The sequence below is a fragment of the Pseudomonas sp. Soil_N_39 genome (assembly GCF_057655955.1).
This window is the reverse complement of the sequence record NZ_JBDGLI010000020.1, coordinates 1-23,669: the sequence shown is the minus strand read 5'-3', so window position 1 is coordinate 23,669 and position 23,669 is coordinate 1. Positions and strand designations below refer to the sequence as shown.

Below are 23,669 nucleotides of genomic sequence, written 5' to 3'. Positions count from 1 at the left end.
ATGGAGGAAATCATGAGTGCTTTTTCGAATGTCACAGCAGGTGGCGCGCAACAGCTACGCCTGTTGCACACCGGTCTGTCGAGCCCTTACTGCCTCGACTCGACGCCGCTGCTGGAGCGTCAGCAACAGCAGGAGTCCAACGCCCGCAGTTACCCGCGACGCATTCCTCTGGTGCTTGAAAGGGCCCATGGCATTTATGTGCAGGACAGCCGAGGGCAAGTGTTCGTCGATTGCCTGGCCGGTGCTGGAACCCTGGCCCTGGGGCACAACCACCCGGTGATCGTCGAAGCCATCACCCAGGTCATGGCGGCCGGTGTGCCGATGCATACCCTGGACCTCATGACACCTGTGAAGGACGCCTTCGTCCAGGAAATTTTCGCGTGCCTGCCCAGCGAGTTCGCTCGTCACGCGCGCATTCAATTCTGCGGCCCGAGTGGGGCTGATGCGGTCGAGGCCGCGCTCAAGTTGACCCGTACCGCCACCGGGCGGCATTCGGTCCTGGCGTTCGAAGGGGCCTATCACGGGATGACCTTGGGCACGCTGGCCATCAGCGGCAACCTGTCGCCGAAAAATGCCCTGGGCGCGTTGATGCCCGGGGTACAGCGCTTGCCGTTCCCTCACGATTATCGTTGCCCGTTCGGGGTGGCCGGCGATCAAGCGGTCACGTTGAACGTGCGTTACCTCGAACATTTGCTCAACGACCCGGAAAGCGGGGTGACCGCACCGGCGGCGATGATCCTGGAGCCGATCCAGGGCGAGGGCGGAGTGATTGCCGCGCCGGACCGTTGGCTGCAGGAGCTGCGCCGGTTGACCCAGGCCCACAGCATTCCGCTGATCGTCGACGAGATCCAGTGCGGCATTGCCCGCAGCGGCCGGATGTTCGGCTTCGAGCAATCGGGCATCACCCCGGATGTCATCACCCTGTCCAAAGCCATTGGCGGCGGATTGCCGCTGTCGGTGATGGTCTACCACGAGTCGCTGGACGTCTGGCAGCCGGGTGCCCACGCCGGCACGTTCCGTGGCAATCAGTTGGCGATGGCGGCGGGTACCGCGACCTTGCGCTTCATCCGCGATCAAGGCTTGGTCCAGCACGCCGAAACGGTGGGGGCTCACCTGCAAAAGCAATTGCAGGCACTGCAAAACGAGTTCGCCTGGATCGGCGATGTGCGTGGACGTGGCCTGATGCTCGGCATGGAGATCGTCGACCCGCAGGGCACCCCCGATGTACAAGGTCATCCGCCGGTGGACACGGCCCGGGCCAAGGCTTTCCAACAGGCGTGCTTGAAGCACGGGTTGATCGTCGAACTGGGCGGACGCCACGGCGCGACCGTGCGCTTCCTGCCGCCGTTGATCATCACCGAGCAGGAAATCGATTTCGTCGGGAAAATCCTGTTCCAGGCCGCGAGCACGATCAACGAGCGGCCCGCACGCTGATCGTCGGGTTAGGACCGGCGTCCGGTTTGGACGCTGGCCCCGCCTCGAAGCGCAATCAGTAGTCCCAATAGGCCGCAACCCAGCGAAAGGCGTCACCGTCGACCGCCACTCGGCCAACGGAGGGGAACGGCAGATGAGTGGCGACCAGCAGCTCACCGGACGCCGCCGCTTCTTGCATCAGGCGGACCCGAACGCGGACCGATTCTTCAGGGTCATGTTCAAAGCCGTTGTGCCAGTCGGGGTGGTCGAAGGCGACCGGGAACAAGGCATCGCCGGCGAACGTCAACCGCTCCTCGCCGCAGGTCACGTGGACCACGCTGTGCCCCGGGGTATGGCCGCCGGTGCGCTTGACGACCACGCCCGGCGCGACCTCGTAGGTTTCCTCGAATGTGCACAGTTTGTCGTGGTACTCGTGCATGAATTGCTCGGCGGTGGCGCGCAGCACGTCCGGTACCGGCGAGGGCATGACGGTGTGGGAGAAATCCGGCGCCGCCCAAAACGCTACCTCGATCGCCGCGACATGGATCCGTACGTCTGGACGCAGCCGGTGCTTCACCTCATCGACCAGCAGCCCGCCAATGTGGTCCATGTGCATGTGGGTAATCACCACGTCGGTCACCGAGGCGAGATCGATACCGGCGGCAGCCAGGCGCTTGGGGAACTGCCCGGCCCGTGGGAAACCGGGGAACTGGCCGCCAAGCCCGGCATCCACCAGTATGGTTTGTTCGCCGCTGCGCACCACCAGCACGTTCAGCGCCCAATCGAAGGCGTCCGGGCCCAGGAACATGTCCTTGAACCAAGCCGCGCGGGCGGCTGGGTCGGCATTGGTGGACATCGTCGAGGTCGGCAGCGGCAATACCCCATCGCTGACCACCAGCACGTCGATCTCACCAATCTTCAGCGCATAACGCGAAGGGACCAACTCCTCGTACGCAGTCGCGTGCACGTTCATGTTTGAATCCGGATGCATTCCGTCCTTTGCAGCAGGGGTGTTCAAATGGGTGGTCATGGTCGTTCTCCGATGGCTTGGCTCAGGGACTTGGCGAAAGCCGCCTCGCTCGACATGAGAGAGTAGGGATCGCCTGGAGAATGAGTCTGCATCGCGCCGGACCGCGTTCGATACCATACGTGGGTATGTTGCGCAGGCGCTTTAGCGTGATTGACCCCAGCAAAAGGTATGGGCATTTCAGTGAGCCGGGGAGACGGTGGCACAGGCACCATCTATGCAAACTGACGCACCGCCATCGCGAGCAAGCTCGCTCCCACAGGGGATCTGGGGTGTTCAGGCGTTTTGCATTCAACGCAGGGCCATTGTGGGAGCGAGCTTGCTCGCGATGGCGGCGGCACCGTCAACATCAATGCAAGCTGACACACCGCTTTCGCGAGCAAGCCCACTCCCACAGAAAAGCTGGGGGCATGCTTAAGCGGGGTCATTCCAGCGCCTGAACCACCAACGCAGCCGGGAGATCGGTTTACCCTCGGCGTCCAGTGGGCGGCCGTCTTCGGCGTAGGCGTGGGGCGGTTCCAGCAGTTGGCCGTTGAGGTAGCGGGCTTCTACCGCCGGGTTGCCGTTGGGGTGCAGGCGGCGGTAGCGACCGTCGCGCACGCCGTCGCGATAGACCTCGGCTTCGGCCAGTTGCCCGTCGGGGAAGTAGTTGTTCGCCTCACCGTGCAACAACCCGCGGCGGTAGGTGGCCTGGCGTTGCAGGCCGCCTTCGGCCGCGTAGAAGCTCGCCACGCCCTGTAATTTGCCCTTCACGAACGGCAAGACCGCCGAGACCTTGCCGTTGGGGTGATACAACGTGCTGGTGCCTTGCAATTCACCTTGGCTGTAGTTGAGTTTTGCTTGCGGGCGTTGCGCTTCTTCGATCTGCAGTGGGCCGTCGAGCCGGCCATCGACCAGTTCCCCGTCCAGCCGACTGTCACCACGTTCCATATCCAGTCTTTTCGTGGTCATCGTTGTGCCCCTGTCAGTTGACCTTCACCAAGCCACCCTTGATGGTCAGCATGCCGCCGCCGTCCACAGTCTGTTCGGCGGCCGCCTTGTTCACCAGGCTGATGCCGGCGTCGTTGGTGAGGGTGGTGCCGGCCTTGTTTTCCAATGACGTCCCGGCCTGGTTGCTCAGGGCCGTGCCGGCTTTGTGGCTGATGGAGGTGCTGGCCTGGGCCGCCAGGTCCGCGCCGCTCTTGATGGCGAAGCTGCCGCCGCTTTGCAGGGTCAGGGTGCCGCTGACCTTGATGGTCAGGTTGCCATCCACCGTCAGGCTGTAGTTACCGGTGACCTTGTGGTCGTAGTTGCCACCGGTGCTGTGGGTCTGGTCCGAGCCCACGGTGACGGTGCGGGTGTCCTTCACATCGAGGCTGTCGCTGCCGGTCTGGATGGTCACGCTGCGCTTGCCTTTCTCCAGGGTGACGGTTTCGTCGCCATCCTTCACCGTGCGGGTGCGGGCATTCTGCACCGTGAGGGTTTCGTCGTGGCCGACGGTGGCGGTGGTGTCGTTGAGCACGTTGATATTGAAGTCCTTTTGCGCCTGGAGAAACACCTCTTCGGCGTCCTTCTTGTCTTCGAAGCGCAACTCGTTGAAACCACCGCCACCCTTGGACGAGTTGGTCTTGATTCCGGATTGGGTCTGGTTCGCCGGCAGCGCGTAGGGCAGGGCGTTGTCGCCGTTGTAGACGCAACCGGTGACCAGGGGACGATCCGGGTCGCCGTCGATGAAGGTCACGATGACTTCCTGGCCGATGCGCGGCACGAACTGCATGCCAAAGCCTTTGCCGCTCCAAGGCAAGACCACGCGCACCCAGCAGGAGGAAGTCTCGTCGTTCTTGCCGGTGCGGTCCCAGGGGAATTGCAACTTGATCCGGCCGTATTCATCGGTCCAGATTTCTTCGCCGGCCTTGCCCACCACTACGGCCGTCTGGGTGTGCATGCGCGGTTTTGCCGTGACGCGGGCCGGTCGATAAGCCGTGGCCTTGGGGATCGCTTCGAAGCGGTTGCGGTAGCTGTCGTGGCTGGCTTCATGGTTGACCGACGTCACCACCCAATCGATATTCAACGTCGTATCTTCATGGCCGGCGAGGGTGAACCAATACCCTGGCACCAGCCAGCGGCAATCGCTTTCGCCGACAAAACGTTTCTCCTGGCTGCGCAGGCCATCCACTCGCTGCTTGGTCAACGCATCGCCCTGCGCCTTGGCGGTATAGCTGCCCGGATGCTCATACATCGAACTCGGCCCGGCCACAGCTTCGGCCTGGCTGAAGAGCGAGGTGGTCGGCGTGGTGAACTCATAATCGGTGGCCTGGTAAACCCCGGCCACCGCTTGCAGGCACACTTGCCCTGAGCGGATGCCGTGCAGCTCTCGCTCCCCCAGTTTCTGTCCGAGATAATTCACCGTCGGACCATTGGGGATGGGCACGAAGGCGTCGTTGCTGTCGGCCAGTATCAGTGTGTGCTTGCCGTCTTCATGGCTGAAGAACCAGAAAATCCCGTCTTCCTCCAGCAGGCGCGAGACGAAGGCCAGGTCGGTTTCGCCGTATTGCACGCAGTACTCGCGGGGTGTGTAGCTACCGCTGAGCTTGAGTTGGAAATCGGTGAAACCGTGGGCCTTGAAAATCGTGGTGACGATGTCCGACGTGGCGAGGTTCTGGAACACGCGGTTGTTGCTGGCCAGGCTCAACCACCAGAGCCAGGGCCGGAGCAAAAGCTGATAACGCTCGGCGGTGGCATCGGCCGGCAGTTGGCGAATCTCGGCCACCAGCCAATCCAGCGGGCGCAGCAAGGCGTCCTGGTGCAGCGTGGTGGTCACATGGCTGGCGACGGCCGTCGTGAGGTCCAGCGAGGCGCCGTCGTTGATGCCGTTGAGGGTGTGCGAGCCCAGGGCGTTGAGGCGTTCTTCGCCGGACAGCGAGTCGGGATACAGCGCCGACAGCGAGCTGGCGGTGAGGGAGAGGGTGGTGTTGCTGTCGGTGGAGCGGGGCATCAAGCGTCCTCGGCAGGGTGTGGAAAACGGCGACCGTTGTCGTTCAGCTCGTCACATCGAAGAGGATGGGGCGGTGATCGGGTCCGGACATATCGAACACCTGGGCAAGCCCGGTGATGTCGACCGGCACGACCTTCACGTCCGCCGATGCCAGAACCCAGTCGAGAATGCCGCCCTTGCTCTGGGTCTGCTGGCCGTTCCAACACTCATAGGCAAGCCCCGCCGTATCGAGCTGCCCGACGTTTTGGTAATCCAGATTAAGGTCACCTGTCGCGACCCATTTACCGCCCAGGGCCGTACAGGATTTGAGCTGGCTCTTGGTCACGCCATTCTGGCCGGACTTGAAGTGTGCGAGGAACACGTAGCCGGTATAACCCTTCACACCGTTGGCCTCCACCGCAATCAAGTCCCTGTTCAGGGTAAACAGGCTGCCCTGGCTGATCACTTGCAATTGCTCAAAGCTCTTGACCATGACGATGTAGGCGTTCGAGTAGCCGCCAGTAAACGCATGGACACTGTAGTTCTTGTAGATGGCCGCCAGGTTTGAGCGGTAGTTGTCGATTTGTGCCGAATGTATTTCGCACAAAAAAATGATGTCCGCGTCCCAGTAGTTACTGGAGCAACAGTTGTAGAGAAAGATATCCACCTGGGTTTGCTTTTCCAGGGTGGAAGACTTGCCGTTTTTTTCAACGTTGAAGCTGCCGATTCTCATGAGTCCTGTACTCCTTACTCCAGTACCCACTCCGCCAATTTTCCCGTCACCTGCGTCATCAACACATTCTCGACGTCCCGTGCCCCCGCCGCGCTGCATTTGGCCAACACGGCCTTGACGATCCCGGCATCGAACTCGAACTGTTTGCCGGTCGCGGCCTTGTAGCGCCCGCGCAATTTCTCCAACTTCGCCAGCACGATGCCTTCCAGCGTCGCTTCATCCAGCGGCCGGTACGCGACCACCGTCATGCGCGCCAGGAACGCCGGGCGGAACGCTTGCAGCAGCACCTTGTGCAAGGCTTCGTTGAAGTCGTCGCTGCCCACTTGCGCCACTGGCGTGTCCAGCAGCAGTTCGGCGCCGACGTTGCTGGTGGCGAGCATCACGGTGTTCTTGAAGTCCACCACCAGACCGGTGCCGTCTTCCATCAGGCCTTTGTCGAAGACGTTGTAGAAGGCTTCGAGCACGTCCGGGTGGGCCTTTTCGATTTCATCCAGCAACACCACGGAGTAGGGTTTGCGCCGCACCGCTTCGGTGAGCACGCCGCCGCTGCCGTAGCCGACGTAGCCGGGCGGGGCGCCTTTGAGTTGGCTGACGGTGTGGGCTTCCTGGTACTCCGAGAGGTTGATACTGATCAGGTTGCGTTCACCACCGTACAAAGCATCGGCCAAGGCGTAGGCGGTTTCGGTCTTGCCCACGCCGGTGGGCCCCACCAGCAGGAACACGCCGACCGGTTTCTGTGGGTCGGTGAGGCCGGCGCGGTAGGCTTGCAGGCGTTGGGCGATGGTGTTCAGGGCCGTGCCCTGGCCCATCACCCGCTGGCCCATGCGCTGGCCGAGGGTGCGCACGGCGTGGGCTTCGTCGGCGAGCATCTTGCCGACCGGGATGCCGGTCCAGCCGGCGATCACCGCGGCGACGGTCTTGCTGTCCACCTGTTCGGGCACCAGCGGATCGTCCTGGCGAATGGCATCGAGGCCGGCTTCCAGGCGCAGCAGCTCGGCGGCCAGGTGGTCGATGCGGTTATCAATCTCGGTGTCGGCTTTTTCACTGTCGGCACGTTCGCTCAGGGCGAGCAGTTCGCGCCGGGTGTCGAGCAGTTCGCGCACCGCTTCGCGCTCTTCGCCCCAACGGGTTTCCAGCTCGCGGATGGCTTGTACGTTGCTGGTCGATTCGCTCTCCAGCAGGGTGATGCGTTCGCGGTGATCGAGCCCGGTGGCCTGTTCGCGACGCAGGCGTTCGACTTCATCCTTGAGGCTGTTCTGCCGGTGGCGCAGGCTTTCCAGCGGCGGCGGTACGTCGTGCTGGCCGAGGGCGACTCGGGCGCAGGCGGTGTCGAGCACGCTGATGGCTTTGTCCGGCAACTGGCGCCCGGAGATGTAGCGGTGGGACAGCTTCACTGCCTCGTGGATGGCGGCATCCAACACCTGCACGCCGTGGTGCTGCTCCAGTTTGCTCGCCACGCCACGGAGCATTTCCACGGCGGTGAGTTCGTCCGGCTCTTCGACTTGCACCAACTGGAAGCGGCGGGCCAGGGCGGGGTCTTTCTCGAAATATTTTTTATATTCCAGCCAGGTGGTGGCGGCCAGGGTGCGCAGTTCGCCCCGGGCCAGGGCCGGCTTGAGCAGATTGGCCGCGTCGCTGCCGCCTTCTGCACCGCCCGCACCGATCAGCGTGTGGGCCTCGTCGATGAACAGGATGATCGGTTTTTCGGCGTTGCGTACCGCATCGATGACGCCCTTGAGGCGTTGCTCGAACTCACCCTTGACGCCCGCGCCGGCCTGCAACAGGCCCAGGTCCAAGACGCGCAGGGTGACTTCCTGCAACGATGGCGGCACATCCCCGGCGGCGATACGCAGGGCCAGGCCTTCCACCACGGCGGTCTTGCCGACGCCCGGCGCGCCGACCAGGATCGGGTTGTTCTGCCGGCGTCGGAGCAGGATGTCGATGCACTGGCGAATTTCCCCATCGCGGCCGACGATGGGGTCGATGCGGCCGTCCCGGGCGTCGGCGGTCAGGTCCTGGGTGTACTGGTCGAGCACCGGGTCCTGTTTCTGTGGTGCCTCGCCGGGTTTGGCCGAGCGCACGCAAGCGACATGCTCGCGGGAGCTTTCGGTCCATTCCAAGAGATGGGCGCGCAGGGCGTCGCGAGGAATGCGCAGCAGCGACGAGGCGCTGTTGAGCAGCAGGCTGCGGCGTTCATCACGGTCCAGCAGTGCCAGGAGCAACAGCCCGGAGCGGATGCTCTCCAGACCCAGCACACTGGCCTGGACCACGGCGTCTTCCAACAGGCCGATGGTCTGCGCCGACAGGGCGGGTGTACGAGTGCTGCCGGACTTGAACAGGTCCAGGGCCTTGTTGGTTTCCGCGGCCACCGCGTCACGCTCCAGGCCGAAACGCGGCAGCAGGCAGGCGAAGTCACCGCCTTCGATGTCGAGCAACTCCAGCAGCAGGTGTTCGATTTCCACATAGTGATGGCTGCGCTGCATGCAGCGTTGCGCGGCCCGTTCCAGGGCGCGGCGGTTGTCCGGGTTGAGGCGCCCGATCAGGCTGGCCAGTTCCATTTCAGGCGATCTCCGGCTGACGAAGGCGGGTTTCGATCCGTTGCACGGCCAGGCTCGACTGGCGTTGCAGGCCGCCGTTCCAGTTCAGCCGTGGCGCTGCCTGACGGCCCAGTTGCAGCGGGCCGGCGCCGCGGACCAGCAGCACCAGGGTGCAATCCAGGTCAGGGCCGAAATACAGGGCGTAAAGGCTGGCGAGCAGCGGATGAGTCTCGCCGGTGGGCAGCAATCCGCTGGCCTGGGCCGTGCTCAGTGGGCCGAGGGTCAGGCGCACGCCGGCGTGTTCGTCCCAGACCCGGGTGCCGGCCACCGCGTTGCGGCCCAGGCGCAGGTTGCGTCCGCCCGGTTGCAAGCGGCTACGGCTGGCCGGTGGGATTTCACGCCAGCCCCCTTCATAGGCACTCAGCTCCACGGGCAAGCCGAACTGTTCACGGACAATCGCCGCGAACCCGTCCAGGGAGCGCCGGCCATCGGCGTACAGCGCGGTGCAGGCCAGGACCGCCGAGTCGGGCGCGGCCTGGCGTTCCTGCAAGGCCTTGGGCAGCAGGCCGGTCAACGCGCGCAGTTGCGCGTGTACGGCGGACGCGCCTGGGGCGGTGAAACCGAGGGCGATGCGATGCTTGCGCATCACCTTGTAAAGCAGGCTGAGCAGGCGATGCTGGAACAGGTCGAGGAATTCCGCCGGGGCATGATCCTTCGCCCGCGCCCGTTGTTGCAGCCATTCCTGGTAGACGTAGGGCAACGGGCCGTCCGGGCCGCCGAGGCCGAAGATCGGTGTGATCAAGGTCGGTGGCAGACCGGGTTCCTGGCTCAGGCTCTCGACTTCACTGGCGGCGAACAGCGGCGTCAAGGGCCCGCGCAGGCGCAAGGCTTCGGCGTGCGGCGCGGTGCCGCTGCCCAAGGGCTCGGCCTGGGGGTGTTCGCGTTCGAGCAACAGCAAGGCCTGGAGCCATTCGAAGCGTTGCGGGTCGCGCCGCAATCGCTCGTTCAGGTTCAGAGCACCAGGGGTTTGCCGGCTTGGGGTTGCCATGTCTTCACCTCCTTGTCGGACTGGACCAGTACGGTGCGCACGAAGCGATTGGCGGTGGCATAAAGGGAAAAGAACTGCGCCAGTACGCCGGAAAAGAGCACGGCGCTACTGCCGACAAAGTGTTGCGGATCCAGTTGCAGGCGTACCTCCAGGCCGTTTCGCCAGCCGCGCCAGGCGTCTTCGCCGACATGGGCGATGACGCGGTCGCAGCTCAGCCCCGATACTCCTTCGATCTGGCGATGGGCGCTGGCCTCGTCCCGCAGGTTGTGCAATTGGAGAATCTCGCGCAGTGCGTCCAATGCCTGGGGGCCCTCGACCAATGACAGATGGTTGAGGGTCAATTGCGACACCAGCCGCCAGCGCGATTCACCGTCCAGGCGCGGCAAGCTTTGCGGGCTGGGTGGGTTGCGCAAGCGCGCCCAGGCCACCGGCCCCGGACGCTCGAAACCCAGCGGCGTACCGGCCGGCAGGCTTTGGGCCAGGTGGCGGTTGGTGCACAGCAGTTCGGCGGTGAGGCTGTAGTCGCGGGTGTCGGCCAGCGGGTCGAACTGGGTGTCCACCAGGCTGACCATCACGTCGGTGCCCAGCCGGTTCGGGCTCATGCCGCTGACCCGGCGCGCATGCCAGTAGCAGGTTTGGTCGTTGCCATGCTGGCTGCCGTAGTAGGCCGGCACTTTGCGCACGCCCTGGCCGGAGATGGCGCGCATGCCCCGGATGCTATGGATCTCGACGCTGTTTTCCCGATGACTGTCGGCCACCAGCCGGTACTCGCTGCGGGTGCCGTCCGGGCGCAGGGGTTCGGACGTTCGGGGAAACAGGTTGATCACCGGGGTGCAGCCCAGGGCAATGTCGCTGGCCTGGAGCGGCAGGCGGCTGGTGGGGGCACGGTCGAACACGATGTACAGGTACAAGGACTGGCTGTCGCTGGTGGCGCCGGCCAGGGGCAGGTCGAAGAAGCTGAATTTATCCGGGAAGGCAAAGTATTCGGCCAGCAGGCGCATGCCAGGGTGCACGCCGTCCTCGTCCGGCAGCAAGACCTGATCGCTGGCGAAGCCGACGATCTGCGGCAGGCCAGCCAGTGGCTCGGGTACGCTGCCCGGCGCGCCGGCCAGGACCTTGATGGCGTGAGCGCCCAGCAAATCGTATAGCCCGGCGTTGATCATCGGTGACGCCGCCAGGTGCACCCGTAGCGAGTCGATCCCCAGCGTCGACCACTGGCTTTCCCCCAGGCAACGCAGTTCCAGGCGCAAGGCCGAGCGGGCCTGGACCACCCCGGTCAGCGCCTGGGCTTCATCACTGCCCAACAGCAGTGCTTCGCCGATGTGTACTGGCCACAGATGCACGGCGGCCGTAGTGCGAAAATGAATGCTCTGGCCTGTGTCGGTGGTGACGAACAGCGGCGTGTCGCGAGGCAGCGGATAGCCCTCGTTCAAGTTGCCTTTGCTCGGGTCGGGCTCGAACTGCACGATGGCGCAGGACGGCAAGGGCCGCATGGCCAACGGGTAAAGCTGTTCGAGCAGGGCATCGCTGAATTCGGCGTAGTCGTCATCCAGCCGCCGTTGCAAGCGCGCGGCCAGTAGGGCGAACCCTTCCAGCAGGCGCTCGACGTGGGGGTCGGGGCATTCGCCGGGAGACAACGCCAGGCGCCGGGCGACCTTGGGGTAACGCTCGGCGAACAGGCTCCCGGCGTGGCGCAACCAGGTCAGCTCGCGTTGGTAATAGTCCAGCAGTTGCGGATCAATCGAGTCGCTCATGGCGTACCTCCAGGCCGTCGCCGGCGGGCTCGATAACAAAGGCCACGGGCCAGGCGTGCAGGTCGCCGCGCAGCTCGCCCGACAACCGTATGCACAGTTGCTGCGGCTGGCCCGGCACCGGGCAGACCTCGACCTCACCCAGGCGCAGGCGCGGTTCGAAGTGGGTGATGGCCTGGCGAATTTCCCGGGTCAGTTGACGGCGGTCATCGCTGCGCTGCTGTTGCAGCGCGGTCCAGTCGGCGATGCCATAGTCCAGGATGCTCGGTGGTTCGGTCAGTGCCCGTGGGCCACGACGGGTATTGAACAGGCGCGACAGTTCGGCATGCACCGAGTCTTGCAACGCCTGTCGGTCGAACGCCCGCCCGGGATCGTCCGCCAGGCTGGACAGGCGTTCGAACAGGGGCGGGCGCAGCCCGAAGCCAGCCATGGGCGCGGCTGCCTTACTTGGTCATTTTGTTGGCGGCCAGGTCCCAGGTCGTGCCCGCCGTGCCTTCCTTGGTGCCGTCGTCTTTCTGCGCGGTGAGTTCCCATTTGATTTTGGTGAAGTTCAGCGACAGGGTTTCCACTGGCTTGCCGCCAGTGCCGCCGCTGACACTGACGTTGGACAGCACGACGTTGGTCAGGGTGTAGATGATGAACGGCATGAGTTTGCCGCTGCCTTCGGCGGCGTTGCGGCCGATGGTGATGACGGCTTGCGGGATTGGCTTGCCGGCGCAGCAATACTCATTGAGGGTGGGGGTGGAGCTGTCGACGAATTTGGTCAGGGTGAATTCGCCGATGTGGGGCCGGCCGGAGGTGCGTTCCGAGTTGCTGACGTCGTTGGTGACCTGCATTGCCACGTTATGGCTGTAGGACATGACCTCGATCTTGTCCGTGAACCCTTCCAGCAGGCTGTCGCCCTTGATGTCGCCGCCGAGGTCGAGAATGATTGCATCCATTGTGTGGAACTCCTGAAGTCGAGTGGATTGTTACCCGATACCGATCCGTTAAAGACGAACGCCGAACCTGTGGCGAGGGGATTTATCCCCGTTGGGCTGCGCAGCAGCCCTAAGCAGTCAGCTCAACTTGCCTGACACACCGGGTTGCTGGTATTCAGGGCCGCTTCGCGCCCCAACGGGGATAAATCCCCTCGCCACAACAAGCCCTCTCGCCATAGGTTTTTATTGATCAGGCCGCCACTGGTGGCGGCAGGGTCGCCACCAGGCGGATCGAGGCAGTCAGTTCCTCCAGCTGGAAGTGCGGCCGCAGGAACACCGTGGCCTTGTAGGCGCCGGGCTTGCCGGCCACTTCCGTCACGTCCACCCGTGCTTCACGCAATGGGTACTGCGCCTTGATCTCTTGCGGCGCGTTGTCGTTGATCAGCACATAGTCGGCGATCCAGTTGTTGAGGTAGGTCTGCACGTTGTCGCGGGTCATGAAACTGCCGACCTTGTCGCGCATGATCACCTTCAGATAATGGGCGAAACGCGAAGCCGCCAGCACATACGGCAACATCGCCGAGATCCGCGCGTTGGCGTTGGCCTCGTTGGTGTTGTAGAGCTTGGCCTTGTTGGTGGTCTGGCCGCCGAAGAACACCGCCACGTCGCTGTTTTTCTTGTGGCACAAGGAGATGAAGCCCAGATCGTTGAGCTCTTTTTCACGACGGTCGGTGATCGCCACTTCGGTCGGGCATTTGAGCGACAGGTCCCCGGAACTGGTGCGGAAGGTGTGGGCCGGCAGGCCTTCGACCGCGCCACCGCCTTCGGCCCCGCGAATCGCCGCGCACCAGCCATATTTGGCGAAAGCTTCGGTGATCCGTTGCGCCAGCGTCCAGGCGGCATTGCCCCACAGGTATTTGCTGTGGTCGGTGCCGTTGACGTCTTCGACGTAGTTGATGCCTTCCACCGGCAGCGTGTCCGGACCGTACGGCAGGCGCAGCAGGAAGTGCGGCAACACCAGGGACACGTAGCGCGAGTCTTCGCTTTCGCGAAAGGCGCGCCACTTGATCAGTTCCTGGCTCTCGAAAATCTTCGACAGGTCTCGGGGGATCGCCAGTTCGGTGAAGCTGGTCATGTCGAACAACCGCGGGCTGGCGGCGGCAATGAACGGGGCGTGCGCGGCGGCGGCGACGTTCGAGAGTTTTTCCAGCAGGCCGATGTCCTGCGGATGCCGGCCAAAGGTGTAGTCGCCCACCAGCAGGCTGAACGGGTGCCCGCCGAAGGTGCCGTATTCTTCCTCGTAGATCTTCTTGAACAGCGCGCTTTGGTCGAATTCGACGGCTTTTTCCAGGTCGTTCTGCAGTTCTTTCTGCGTGACGTTGAGCAGGCGCAATTTCAGCCGGGTGCTGGTTTCGGTGTTCTGTACCAGCAAGTGCAGGCCGCGCCAGGAGGCTTCGAGTTTTTGCAGGTCGGGGTGGTGCAGCACTTCGTTGAGCTGGGCGCTGATCAACTCGTCGATCTGGCTGATGCGGTCGTTGATCATTGCCACCGTGTCCTTGTCGATGGCCATGCCTTCGTCGAGGACCTGGGTAGCGAATTCGGCCAGCATGTCGCGGGCGTAGTCTTGCTGGCTGTCGTCGTGGGCCATGCGGCCTTCGGCGATGATCTTGTCCAGCAAGGACAGGGTCTGGGTCGTGCTCTCGCTGGTTTGAGCGCTGGATGAAGCAGGCATGGCGTTATCTCCCTTGAATGATGCGCGCGATCAGGCCTGTGGTTCGGCCGGGGCAGGGTCATCGTTGGCGGCGACGGTCGGCAGCTCTTGCGTGGCGTCCTGGGGCCGGGCCGACTTGATCTCCTGCAGGCCTTCGGTGTTGGCGATCACGTCACGCAGCAATTTGTCCAGGTCATCGTTGCCGTCGAGCTTGGTCAGCAAGTCCCGCAGGCGTTGGCGCGCTTCGAACAACCGGCGCAATGGCGTGACCTGCTCCACGACCTTGACCGGGTCGAAGTCGTCGATGTGGCGGAAGTTGAGCTCGATGTTGAGCTTGCTGTCGTCGCCGCTGAGGGTGTTGTTCACCTGCAGCGTGGCTCGGGGGGAGATGGAGGCGAGCACCTCATTGAAATTGTCCCGATCGATTTCCGTGAAGCGCCGCTCGGCGAGCTTGGGCAGCGGGTCCAACGGCTTGCCCGAGAGGTCGGCCAGAATGCCGACGACTAGTGGCAATTCTTTTTTCTCGATGGCGTTGCCGATTTCCACGTCATAGGTGATCTGGACGCGGGGAGGGCGGACTCTGTCGAGCTTGTGCTGGGTACTTTCTGCCATGGCGGCCGACTCCGATGCATGTAGGAAGCAATGCATCGGGAGGCCCGCTCATCGCATTCCCTTGCTGATCCGCAGGTTGCAAATGGAGGGCAGAAAACCTGTCATTCCCTTGACGAACCTGGTCCATTCGACCGTGCTGGTCGAACTATCCAAGACGCTAGAACAGGTCTATAAAAATGCAAGCGAAAACAATTTTTGACCGCTGAGAAAAGGAAGATTCATTTTGCGTGTCTTTTTTTCCGGATTTTTTTTGAGCCTGACGCTCACCGGTTGCTCGCTTTTTGCCCCCAGTGTCGATCTGGACAGCCTGACCCTGGACGTCGCGCCCCGGGCCAATGACGACACGCCGATCGCGGTGGATTTCATCGCGGTGAACGACCCGGACCTGCTCAAGCAGCTGTCAGGCATCACCGCCAGCCAATGGTTTGCCGAGCGCGAACAGTTCCAGCGCGACTATCGTCAACTCATGGCGGTGTGGGGGCTGGAGCTGGTGCCGGGGCAATTCATCGACCGCCAACCCTTCCCATTGGAGGGCCGGCGCGCCGCTGGACTTTTGGTCTTCGCCAGCTATAACACTCCCGGAGCGCACCGGCTTCGGCTGGACGATCAGCGCAAGGCCTGGCTGAAGTTCGACAGTCGCGAGATGACCCTCGTCAACGATGGCCAGCGCGACGACAGTCAACCTTGAGTAAACCGCGGGCCGCCCTGCGCGGCGACACTGGGATGTCGAAGGGAGTCGTATGAGTCTGTTACCTGACGCGGTGTGCTGGCATGAGGGCATGCAATTGCTGCCCCAGCATTTTCAACTGCAAGGGCTGCGTGCCGAGGCCCTGGCCGCGCATTTCGCCGGCGCCTGCAATCCTTGGTTCTGGGGCGTCAGCCAGTTGGAAGTCGACCCGTCGGCCCTCAGCGCCGGCCAGGTACGGCTGCTGCAACTGCAAGGCACCTTGCCGGACGGCTTGCCGGTCAACCTGCAGGCGGGCGTCGGGCCGTCCCTGGAGCTGGACATCACCGAGGCCATCGACAAGACCGCCGATGCCACCGTGACCATTTACCTCGCCGTCAGCCCCCTGTGGCGCGCCGGGCAACTGCTGCCACTCAAGGGCCGTTTGCAATCGGTGGTCGGCGAGGCGTTGCCGGACCTGACCAGCGGTGAATTTCCCGAGTCGATCACCGTCTGGCGACCCAACCCGAGGCTGTGCACGCAACTGAGCAAAGCCGATTCGATCTGCCTGCCGCTGCTGCGCATCCGCAAGGAGGGCGGTGGTTTCTGGCGCGTGCCCTACACGCCACCGACGCCAATCCTGTTGCCGGAGTCGGCCCTCGGTCGCCGGGTCGCCGGGGTGTGTGCCCGGGCCCGGGAAAAATGCATGTTTCTCGCCGGTCGCTTGCGTCAGGCCCAGGCGGCCGGCAACCAGGACGATGCCATGGAGATCCGTCGGCAGTTGACCGCCTTGTGGGCCCGCTTGCCGGAAGTCGAGGGCGCACTGAACACCCGCGTGGCGACGCCCCAGGCACTCTACGGTTTGCTGCTGGGGCTGGCCGGGAGCTGGTCGGCCCTCGATCCGTTGGCGGGCGTCCCGGCCTTCGCACCGCTGGATTTCCTTGAGTTGCAGCGGGGCTACGAGCCGTTGCTGGACTGGCTGGAAACCACCCTGGAACTGGTTCGCGCCGGCTATCGCAGCCTGGCCTTCGAGCGCAACGAACAGGTCTTCTCGATCCAGTTGCCGGACGATCAGCCGGATCAACGCCTGGTGATCGGTCTGCGCATGCCCAACGGTGCCAGCGAGCAAGCGGCGGCCGACTGGTTGCGCGGGGCGATCATCGCGTCGGCGCGGCACGTACCGCTGCTGAGCCGGCAACGCATGAGCGGTTTGCCCCATCAGGCCATGAGCCGCAACGAACAGGTGGCCTACAGCGTCGGCGACGATACCCGTTTGTTCGTGGTGGCTGCCAGCGGGCAATGGTTCGACGGGCAGTTGCCTCTGCACATCGTGGCGCCGGCATCGGCCCAGGCCAGCAGCCCGTGGCAAGTGGTGTTGTTCGTGGCGCAAGCCAGTGAAAGTGCCTGATCGCAAAAGGGGAGTCGTATGCCTGACGGAAGTGGCGGGGCGGTTCGGAGTCTGCATGAGGCGCCGCTGAGCAGCGCTTTTCGCCAAGCCTGGTTGAAGTGGTCCCAGGAGTGGCAAGACTTGCCCAAGGACAGCGACCCCGCAGTATTGGTCAATCGGGTGGTGGAGTTTTCCGGGCGCAGCGCCCAGCGCCTGTGGCGGGTAGCCTTCGCCACCGTCGGCGATGCGGCCACCGAGCAGGTCAAGGCGCTGGTCTATGCCTTCGTGGCGCTGGTGGACGAAACCCTGCTGTTCAGCCCCTGGCCCGGGCAACTGGCCTGGCAGCAGCACCCCCTCGAATCACGCATGTATGCCAGTCGCCAGGCGGGCGAGCGCTTGCCGGCGGCGATCAAGAAATTGCTGGACGAGCAGATGCCTGGTACCCGGGACCTGGCGAATGTCTACTTGCAGTGCCTGATCCTGGGGTTCCAGGGGCGACTGCGTGGCGAGCCCGGCCAGCTCCAGCAGGCTAAATGGCGCGCGGCGCTGTTCACCTTTGCCTGGCAACACGACCCCGATTACGTCGATGTCAGCCAGCGTCTGGCGTTGGCTGCGGCGGCACCGCCGGTGCGCATGCCGGTGCAGCAGTCGTTGCCGGACGGCTTGCGCCTGGGGCTGGCGATCCTGGCAATGGTGTTGTTGCTCACCGGCCTGGGGCAGGTGTTCTGGCGTGACATTCGCCTGGAGCTCGAACCGGTGCTGCAACTGGGCGAATCAGTGGTTCAGGAGCAGGATTCATGAGCACCTTGAACATCGTCGTCCTGGTGTTGCTCGCCATCGTCGTGGTGTTGTCGGTCGCGGCCCTGATCTGGTGGCTACGGACCCAGGGCGGGGCGGCCATCCGCAGTTTCTATGGTGCGGTGCGTCACATGGAGCAGGAGCAGGGCACCCGCGACCGCTATCAGATGCCCTGGCTGATGATGCTCGGCAACGAAACCGACGGTGCCCAACTGTGTACCCAGTGGCGCTTGCAACCGACCGACAAGGTGGCCTGGTTCGGGCGTTGGTTTTGCGATGCCGAAGGCGCGGTGCTGGTGGTGCCCCAGGCGCTGTTCCTGCCCGATGAAGGCATGAACCGGCAGCGGGGCAACTGGTGGCGCCTGCTCGGGCTGATGTTGCGCTTGCGCAGCAAGCGGCCATTGGATGCGGTGATCTGGACCGTGCCGTTCAGTACCCTTGATGACATCGAGCACACCACCGAGCTGAGCCTCAAGGTCCGGCGCTGCTTCATCGACCTTCTGCAACGCTTCGGCCTCAGCCTGCCGGTGTATGTGGTGATCACCGGGATGGAAGAACTGCCCGGGTTCCAGGAACTGGTCAGCGCGCTGCCCGCCGAGGCGCGGGAGTCGATGCTGGGCTGGTCGTCGCCGTATTTGCCGGACGCGGCGTGGCAGTCGCAGTGGAGTGACCAGGCGCTGGACCAGGTCAACGCGGCACTGTCGCAGTCGATCATCGAGATCGGTGCGCTGTCGGGACAATTGGGCACCGATCTTTATGGCTTGCCGGAGCGTTTCGAAAGCTTGCGGCGGGCCTTGCAGATCCTGCTGGAGCCGGTGTTCCAAGGCAACGCCCAAGGCGAAGCGCCGCGTTTTCGCGGGGTGTATTTCACCGCCAGCCAGGCGCCGGCCGTCAGCGGCGACGGCTTGACCGCCGCCGACAGCGCCCAGCGGCAAACCGTGTTCGCCCGGCAGTTGTGGTCGCGGCGGCTGGTGGCCGAACGTGGCCTGGCCCAGCCGGTGCCACGGCTGTTGCGCTTGCGCCAGCGCGGGCATCGCTTGGCCGCGGCGGCGGCGTTGGTGGTGGGCCTGGTCTGGCTGGGGAGCATGGTCTGGGTCTGGCACGATTCGGTGGAAGAAGCCGAGGGACTGTCGCGGTTGATCCTCGGCGCCCATAAGAACCACCTGGTGGTCGACCCTGACGAACCGCAACTGGAGCCGACCCGGCACAACGTGCAGAACTACTGGAACGTGCTGGAAAAAGCCCCGCGCTGGCGCTTCGTCTCGGTGGTCTTTCCCACCTCGTGGTTCTCTTCCGTGGACACACAACTGGAGAATGGCTTGCGCCTGACCGCCCGGCATCATTGGATATTGCCGTTGCGGGATTTGTTGAACGCCGACCTGGAACAGCTCAAGTCCATCCGTAACACCGAGCGGCGGGGCAACGTCGAGAGCGAAGACCCGGCGCAATGGCAGAGCTACGTGAAGGCCAAGGCACTGGTGGACCTGGCGGTGCGCCTGGAACAGCATAACCAGATGTTCAGCCAGGTGGTGAACGATCCCAAGGCGCCGCTGGACGAACTGGTGCAACTGAGCAATACCGCGTTGTCCCTGGGCCTCAACACCGGCACCTTGAGCCGCGCCCATTTCTACAACCGGGTGCTGTTCGATGCCCAGAACAGCGATTTGAAAGGGCTGGACCTGAACGCCGCGCGCCCGGTGATCGCCGATAACTTCACCGGCCTGATGCAGCGCTGGCTGGACCATTACTTTCTGGCGGACAACTTCGTGCGCCAGGCCGGTTATCTCAAGCTGCACCTGCAACAGCTGGAGGCCGGCAGCGGCAATTCCTTGAGCGAACTCGAAGACCTGATGGCGCTGATCGACGATTTGCAGACGCTGGTCAGCCTGACCAATTCGGCCTGGGGCCGAGGCAAGGGCCAGGATTTGGTACCCGGCTACAGCCAGATGCTGGACAAGGTCAGTCACAGCGCTTTGCTGGGGCCGGATATCGAGCAGGACCTGGAGAGCCAGGCGGCGAAGTTGCAGCAGAGTTTTCGCGACCAGTGGATCGTCCAAACCGGTTCTCGAGACAACCTGCTGGTGCAACAGGGCAGTGGCCTGCTGGTCCTGCAGGATCATGTCACGGCACTGGACGGTGCGGTGCAGGCGTTGTTCAAGCGCGACTTCGTGGCGTTGGCCCTGCAGAAGGCCCCGTCGGACAGTAACCCCGATGCGATGGGCCAGGGTAATGGCGGCGATGATTTCAGCGTCGCGCTGAACTACTTCGCCAGCTACAAGAGCTATGCCAGTGAAGAACTGCCGCGCATTCCGCCGGATTACCGTGACGCGCTGATGCAGGCCGCCGAAGGTGCCGCCGCACAGGCCATGTGGTTGAGCCTGGATGAAAGCGAGGAGTCGTTGCCCGGCATGGGCTTCAACGTGCAAACGGCCCAGGCCGTGGCGTTGCAAAAAGCCTTCATGGATGTGCACCGCGGCGACCTGGCGATCCGTTTCCAGCGTCTGCTCAATCGCCGGGCATTGGCGCAGATCAAGAGTGGCCTGGACGAAATCGATGCCCAGCCGCTGTTCAGCCAGCGGGCCGATATCCAGCGCTGGGATGGTTCGAAAAACTTCGGCTTGCAGCTCTACGGTGCCAGCGATCCACAAGACTTGAAGCTGAGCCTGAGCCAGCAATTCGGCGTGATGCTGCAGGTCGCCGAGCAACGAATGCCTGCCCTGGAATGGCTGATCGTCCAGCAGGACAACCTGTCGGCCCTGGAGCACGACCAGGTGGCGCGTTTCATGGCCCTCAACGATGAGTTGCTCAAGTACAAGAACCAGAACCCTGCCAGTTCGGCGGCCCAATTGGAGCAATTGGTGAGCCGGGATTTTATCGCCATGGACACCACCTCCTGCGCGCAGATCTTGCAGACCTCCAGCCTGCCCAGCGGGCGCGGTGACCTGGCCCAGCGCACGATCGCCTTGCAGCAGGGTGCCCTGCAACGCTGCCTGTACCTGCAACAGAACCAGGCGGCGACCGCCTGGAATGACCTGGCCAACTATTTCAATCAGTACCTGGCCGGGCGTTTTCCGTTTGCCCAGGATGCGCGAGCCAGCGATGCCGACCCGGCGCGGGTTCAGCACCTGCTGGAACTGATCGACACGCGCCTGCCTCTGGCCCAGGCCGGGTTGGCGTTGAGCCAGACGCCGGAGCGACTGGCGGCCGAGGATTTTCTCAACCGTTTGAAACAGGCCGGCACCTGGCTCGGGCCGCTGTTCGTGCGTGACAAGAGTGGCATTCTGGGCGTGGAGATGGACGTGCGCTGGCGCACCGATCGTGATGAAGAGCGCGGCGCCGACCAGGTGATCGCCTGGGGCCTGAACGCCGGCAACCAGCAGATCAGCTACCCCGGAGGCAGCCAGCAGAACCTGCGCTGGATGGTGGGTCAGCCCGTGAGTCTGACCTTGCGCTGGGCCCGTAACGGGTACCAGCGTCCGGCCAACGACCCCTTGCAACCGAACCTGGTGGTGCGCGACCTGGAGGCCGGTTGGCAGTACCAGGGGCCCTGGTCATTACTGCGCCTGATGCGCTCGCTGGGGGCGGCCCAGCGCCAGCCGAATGTCGACTACACTGATTTTCCCCTGGCCCTGCAACTGCCGGTCACTGCCCAGACCCAGGCCCGCACGGCGGAGCGGACACTGATGTTCGTGCGCCTGTCGTTGATGAGCCAGGGCTCCAAGCTGCCGTTGTCGATCCCGCCGCTGCCGACGCGGGCACCCCGTTCACCTTTCATGGCGACCGCATCGAGCCCCGCCATCGCCACCCGTGAGGAGGGCCTGTGAGCTTGCCGATATCGCCTTTACCGGAGCTGGTTACTCAGTTGCTCGAGCCGATCAGCGCCGAATCGCCCTGTGGCCAGGACCTGCGCTACGAACCGGAATACGACCAACTGCGCGAATTGCGTCGGGAGGACGACACCAGCTTGCCCACCGGTGTGTGGCAGTCTTCGATCAAGCGCGCCCTGTGGCCGGACCTGGAACGGCTCGCGACCACGCTGCTGTTGGAGCGCAGCAAGGACTTGATGATCAGTGCCTGGCTGGGGGAAGCCTGGTTGCATAGGGCTGGGCTGGAGGGGTTGCCGGGCAGCCTGGCGCTGGTGGCGGGGTTGTGTGAACGTTATCCGGAGCAGTTGCATCCCCAGGCCGATGAAGGCGACCAGTCGTGGCGGGTGACCCCGTTGGAGTGGCTGGCCCGTCGCTACAGCGAAGTGTTGCTGACGCGGGTACCGTTGCTCGATGGCCGGGACCCGGCGTTTACCAGTTTTTGCCTGGACGACTGGCAACGCTTGCAACGTCAGCAAGTGTTGGTCAACGACAGCAAGAACGCCAAGGCCTCGGCGGAAGCGGCGCGCAACGAGCAAAAAAAACTCAGCGAACTGATTCGCAGCACACCCTTGTCGTTCTGGTTGCATCGCCAGGGCAGCCTGATGTTGAGCCTGCAGCACCTGCAACGGCTCGAAGCCTGGAGCGACGCTTACCTGGGCAACCTGGCCCCGGGTTACAAATCCCTGCAGGACGTGATGCAGGCGTTGTTGACACTGGTGGAGGAGTTCATCGCGATGCACCCACAGCAACCCACCGCCGTGCCGGTGCAAACGTCCCCGGCGGCTACGACGCCGACGTCCGAGCCGCAGGCGGCACCTGCCCAGGTCTTCCAGGAGCCGGCCAATCGTGAAGAGGCCTACCGACAGCTATTGGTAATCGCCGGTTACCTGGCTCGTACCGAGCCCCACAGCCCGGTGCCCTACCTGATCCGGCGCGGCGTGGAGTGGGGCAACAAGCCGCTGAGCGAACTGCTGGGGGAACTGATCAGTGCCGATGCCGAATCCCGGCGGTTGTGGACGTTATTGGGCGTTCTCTAACGCTCTTCATCGGGCCACGGCACAGGCGTTAGCACCGGTTTGCCGGAAAAGAACGCGGTCAGGTTCTGGCCCACCAGCTCTACCATTGCGCGGGTCGCTTCCGGCGACAGGCCGGCCACGTGGGGTGTGAGCACGACGTTGGGCAGGTTTCTCAGCGCCTGCGGCACCTCGGGCTCGTGATCGAACACATCCAGGGCCGCTCCGGCAATTCGCCGGTGCTCCAGGGCGCTGATCAGATCGGCGGTGGCAACCACGCTAGCCCTGGCGACGTTCACCAGAAACCCTTTTGGGCCGAGTGCATCGAGGGTCTGCTTGTTGATCAACTGCCGGGTATCCAGGCCGCCTGGCGTGGCGACGACCAGGAAGTCCGAGACCCGCGCCAGTTCCGTGGGCGTGGCGCAGAAGGTGTAGGGCACGTCATTGCGTACCCGGCGATTGTGATAGCTGACACTCATGTCAAAGCCAAGGGCTGCCCGTTTGGCGATCGCCATGCCCACCGCGCCAAGGCCCAACACGCCTAGCCGCTTACCGGCCAGGGATGGGCGCGCACTCCTCGGCCATTCGCCCCGTCGCAGGGCGGCATCGCAATGGGGTATGTCGCGCACCAGCGCCAGCAACAACGCCATGGCATGGTCGGCAACCGACGACGCGTTGACCCCGGCGCCATTGGTCACCACGATGCCCCGCTGGCGCGCGGCCTGCAGGTCCACCTGCTCGTAGCCGGCGCCGATCACGCAGATGATCTGCAGGTTGGGCAGGGCGGCGATTTCTTCCGCCGTCAAACCCAGGGGGCCACGGGTCAATACCGCGCTGAAGCGTTCACCGTGTTCGAAAATCGCTGTCTTGCGTTCGGCCGGCGTGGGCGCCAATTCCAGGTGGTAGCCCTGCCGTTCGAGAATGGGCAGGTATTCGTTGACGGTTTCAACCAGTACCAGAACGGTTGCGGTCATGCTGGGCTCCTGTGGGCGCTGGACGATTGCGGTATTCAACCTGATTGTAGGAGTCGGGGGCAGGGGGCTCTGGGTTTTTATGTGCATTTCGGATTTTGTTGACGGGTACATATCCATTGCTGCGGTCACGGCTACTTAGGGTTCCGCCCTGACGGCGGCTCACTTTTGAAAAGCGCAAAAGTAAGCAAATGTATGGTCAGCCCATCTCCTGCAACCACGGGCGATGAGCGGTAAAGCATGCTTGCACTAATGTATCCGGGCT

18 protein-coding genes are annotated in these 23,669 nt (G+C 63.7%); 6 read left to right on the top strand and 12 right to left on the bottom strand.

Features of this window, described 5'->3' with window-relative positions:
* The first annotated feature begins 12 nt into the window (after positions 1-12).
* Positions 13-1,434 (top strand): diaminobutyrate--2-oxoglutarate transaminase, encoded by a 1,422-nt coding sequence (locus AC3A5O_RS24045; RefSeq protein WP_305481712.1) that lies wholly within the window; start codon positions 13-15, stop codon positions 1,432-1,434.
* Positions 1,435-1,489: 55 nt separating this feature from the next.
* On the opposite strand, the gene AC3A5O_RS24040 is transcribed toward AC3A5O_RS24045, so the two are convergent.
* From AC3A5O_RS24040 to tssB, 11 genes are all read right to left on the bottom strand, one after another.
* Complete coding sequence (locus tag AC3A5O_RS24040; RefSeq protein WP_122565669.1) at positions 1,490-2,443, bottom strand: MBL fold metallo-hydrolase; 954 nt, start codon at positions 2,441-2,443, stop codon at positions 1,490-1,492.
* 411 nt (positions 2,444-2,854) lie between these two features.
* Positions 2,855-3,391, bottom strand: coding sequence for a toxin-antitoxin system YwqK family antitoxin (locus AC3A5O_RS24035; RefSeq protein ID WP_487753819.1), 537 nt, complete (start codon positions 3,389-3,391; stop codon positions 2,855-2,857).
* A 13-nt stretch (positions 3,392-3,404) separates the two neighbouring features.
* A complete protein-coding gene (locus AC3A5O_RS24030; protein WP_460078106.1) occupies positions 3,405-5,414 on the bottom strand; it encodes a type VI secretion system Vgr family protein in 2,010 nt (669 codons plus the stop codon).
* 43 nt (positions 5,415-5,457) lie between these two features.
* A complete protein-coding gene (locus tag AC3A5O_RS24025) occupies positions 5,458-6,126 on the bottom strand; it encodes an endonuclease/exonuclease/phosphatase family protein (RefSeq protein ID WP_122565665.1) in 669 nt (222 codons plus the stop codon).
* Between the two features lie 14 nt (positions 6,127-6,140).
* On the bottom strand, positions 6,141-8,684 hold the full coding sequence (gene tssH / locus AC3A5O_RS24020; RefSeq protein ID WP_487753818.1) for a type VI secretion system ATPase TssH: 2,544 nt from the start codon (positions 8,682-8,684) through the stop codon (positions 6,141-6,143).
* A 1-nt stretch (position 8,685) separates the two neighbouring features.
* Positions 8,686-9,711, bottom strand: coding sequence for a type VI secretion system baseplate subunit TssG (gene tssG / locus AC3A5O_RS24015; RefSeq protein WP_122565663.1), 1,026 nt, complete (start codon positions 9,709-9,711; stop codon positions 8,686-8,688).
* Positions 9,675-11,465 carry a type VI secretion system baseplate subunit TssF gene (gene tssF / locus AC3A5O_RS24010; protein WP_122565662.1) on the bottom strand — a complete coding sequence of 597 codons (1,791 nt, stop codon included), beginning with the start codon at positions 11,463-11,465 and terminating at the stop codon, positions 9,675-9,677. The genes tssG and tssF overlap by 37 nt, the downstream gene beginning before the upstream one ends.
* Positions 11,449-11,892: a type VI secretion system baseplate subunit TssE gene (tssE, locus tag AC3A5O_RS24005; protein WP_122565661.1), complete on the bottom strand. Its 444-nt coding sequence runs from the start codon at positions 11,890-11,892 to the stop codon at positions 11,449-11,451. Before tssE ends, tssF begins: the two co-directional genes overlap by 17 nt.
* Positions 11,893-11,905: 13 nt before the next feature.
* A complete protein-coding gene (locus AC3A5O_RS24000; protein ID WP_046063980.1) occupies positions 11,906-12,403 on the bottom strand; it encodes an Hcp family type VI secretion system effector in 498 nt (165 codons plus the stop codon).
* A 229-nt stretch (positions 12,404-12,632) separates the two neighbouring features.
* On the bottom strand, positions 12,633-14,114 hold the full coding sequence (gene tssC / locus AC3A5O_RS23995) for a type VI secretion system contractile sheath large subunit (RefSeq protein ID WP_030142660.1): 1,482 nt from the start codon (positions 14,112-14,114) through the stop codon (positions 12,633-12,635).
* A 30-nt stretch (positions 14,115-14,144) separates the two neighbouring features.
* Entirely contained in the window at positions 14,145-14,705 is a 561-nt protein-coding gene (tssB, locus tag AC3A5O_RS23990) for a type VI secretion system contractile sheath small subunit (protein WP_122565660.1), read from the bottom strand.
* 223 nt (positions 14,706-14,928) lie between these two features.
* Between tssB and AC3A5O_RS23985 the strand changes: the two genes are divergently transcribed.
* Genes AC3A5O_RS23985 through tssA form a run of 5 tightly spaced genes read left to right on the top strand, consistent with a single transcriptional unit; the run spans position 14,929 to position 22,457 of the window.
* Positions 14,929-15,393 carry a type VI secretion protein gene (locus AC3A5O_RS23985; protein ID WP_122565658.1) on the top strand — a complete coding sequence of 155 codons (465 nt, stop codon included), beginning with the start codon at positions 14,929-14,931 and terminating at the stop codon, positions 15,391-15,393.
* Positions 15,394-15,445: 52 nt separating this feature from the next.
* Complete coding sequence (gene tssK / locus AC3A5O_RS23980; protein WP_122565657.1) at positions 15,446-16,777, top strand: type VI secretion system baseplate subunit TssK; 1,332 nt, start codon at positions 15,446-15,448, stop codon at positions 16,775-16,777.
* Positions 16,778-16,795: 18 nt separating this feature from the next.
* On the top strand, positions 16,796-17,557 hold the full coding sequence (locus AC3A5O_RS23975) for a DotU family type IV/VI secretion system protein (RefSeq protein ID WP_122565656.1): 762 nt from the start codon (positions 16,796-16,798) through the stop codon (positions 17,555-17,557).
* Entirely contained in the window at positions 17,554-21,378 is a 3,825-nt protein-coding gene (locus AC3A5O_RS23970; RefSeq protein WP_305467285.1) for a type VI secretion system protein, read from the top strand. Before AC3A5O_RS23975 ends, AC3A5O_RS23970 begins: the two co-directional genes overlap by 4 nt.
* Entirely contained in the window at positions 21,375-22,457 is a 1,083-nt protein-coding gene (tssA, locus tag AC3A5O_RS23965) for a type VI secretion system protein TssA (RefSeq protein ID WP_305481708.1), read from the top strand. Before AC3A5O_RS23970 ends, tssA begins: the two co-directional genes overlap by 4 nt.
* Here tssA and AC3A5O_RS23960 read toward each other — a convergent pair.
* Complete coding sequence (locus AC3A5O_RS23960; RefSeq protein WP_305490588.1) at positions 22,454-23,407, bottom strand: 2-hydroxyacid dehydrogenase; 954 nt, start codon at positions 23,405-23,407, stop codon at positions 22,454-22,456. The two genes, tssA and AC3A5O_RS23960, sit on opposite strands and share 4 nt — an antisense overlap.
* Between the last annotated feature and the right edge of the window lie 262 nt (positions 23,408-23,669).